This window comes from Rhizobium sp. SEMIA 4085, from assembly GCF_013004495.1.
GTDB lineage: Bacteria > Pseudomonadota > Alphaproteobacteria > Rhizobiales > Rhizobiaceae > Rhizobium > Rhizobium gallicum.
The window spans coordinates 1-1,679 of sequence record NZ_JABEPH010000638.1 but is presented as its reverse complement, the minus strand read 5'-3'; the positions used below and the strand labels follow the sequence as shown (position 1 = coordinate 1,679).

The window sequence follows — 1,679 nt, the reverse complement described above, 5'->3', positions numbered from 1 at the left end:
CGACTACCGCATCCTGTCTGTGAAATTCCGCTTCGTCGGCGACTCCGTCGTCTCGTGAGACGTTCTTCACCCTTGACGGATAATTGCATTGCCGCGAGAGCTTCACCCAGTCGTTCGTCCCATTAGTTTCCCAACATTGCCATTTGGTCGGCATGCTTTGCACCAGCGGTTTCGTCTCGTTCGAGAGGCAAGGTGAACAGAAACACTGCCCCACGAGGTTTGTTCGCGGTGGCCCACAGCCGGCCCCCGTGAGCCTCGATGATCGAACGGCAGATCGTCAGGCCCATACCCATGCCGCTGGATTTGGTCGTGTAGAAGGCCTCAAACAGGCGGTCCATACTTTGCGGGTCTAGGCCTGGACCCGAGTCGCGCACCCCGACGACCACGCCTCCAGAGGCCTCTGTCCCGGTGCTGATCAGCAACTCGCGCTCTTCCTCATTAATGCCGCTCATCGCCTCGATAGCGTTCATGATCAGGTTTAGGATCACCTGTTGCAGCTGGACGCGATCTCCTTCCACGGACGGGAGGCTCGTCGCGAATTCGGTCCGCAGCGTGACGCCTTGCCGGAGCACTTCACTGCCGGTCAAGGCAATCACGTGACGAATGGCTTCATTGAGGTCGAACAGCCCGTTGCGGGGGGGCTCCTTCTTGACCAAGGCGCGGATCCGGCCAATGACATCGCCGGCTCGATTGGCGTTCTCGACGATCCGGCCGAGCGCCTGAGCCACCTCCTCCAGATTAGGCGGATAGGTGCCAAGCCAGCGCAAGGCCGCCTGGGCATTGGTGAGGGACGCGGCGAGCGGCTGATTGACTTCATGGGCGATGGAGGCTGTGAGCTGCCCCATGGTGGCGACGCGGTTTGCGTGGGCCAGTTGCCCTTGCGCCTCGCGCAAGGCTTCCTCGCTCTCGCGTAACGCCTCTTCCGCCTGCCGTCGCTCCGTCAAATCGAGGACGAAAGAGACACCTTCGTTCCTGCTCTCTTCTAACAGTGCACCGCCCATCAGCACGGGCAGACGGCTGCCATCTTTCCGAAAGTACTCCTTCTCGAACGGCTGGACTGCCCCGATCAGCTTCAGCTCTGCGATGGTCCGGGCATCGCGGTCGCGCCACTCGGCCGGCGTCAGGTCCGTCCAGCATAACCGACCCGAGGCAAGATCCTCCCGGTCGTAGCCCACCATGCGGAGGAAGGCGTCGTTGGCCTCAAGGATGCGACCTTCGATATTCCAGATGACGATCCCGATGATGTTGGCCTTGACGAGGCGGCGAATCTTAGCTTCGCGTTCAGCGAGATCGCGGTACAACCGGGTATTCTCCAGTGAGATCGCCGCCTGAGAGGCGAGCAGCTTCAGCACCGCGCTCCGGGCCGGCGCGAAGACCCGAGGGGCGAGGTTGTTCTCAAGATAGAGTACGCCGGTCAGTTGGCCCTGGTTGAGCAACGGCACACAAAGAATGGAACGAGCATGGTGCTGACGGATGTAGGGGTCCGCGGAAAATGGATTCTGAGCCATGGCGTCGCCGAGAACCACGCTTTCGCTTGTGCGTAAGACATAATGAAGGAGCGATTCCGGCAACGTGCTCGCGGTGACGATCTCGTCACGCAGCTGCACCACGACCGTGTCGCCGCCGGTCGTGGCTTCCGCCGCAATCCGTGACTGACCGCCACGCGGCAGGATCAACAG

Annotated in this window: 1 protein-coding gene; it reads right to left on the bottom strand. The window is 61.4% G+C overall.

The window, feature by feature from the left end:
* Nucleotides 1-122: 122 nt before the first annotated feature.
* Nucleotides 123-1,679 (bottom strand): ATP-binding protein (locus tag C9413_RS31895; RefSeq protein WP_170251519.1); only part of this gene is annotated, 1,557 nt, incomplete at its 5' end.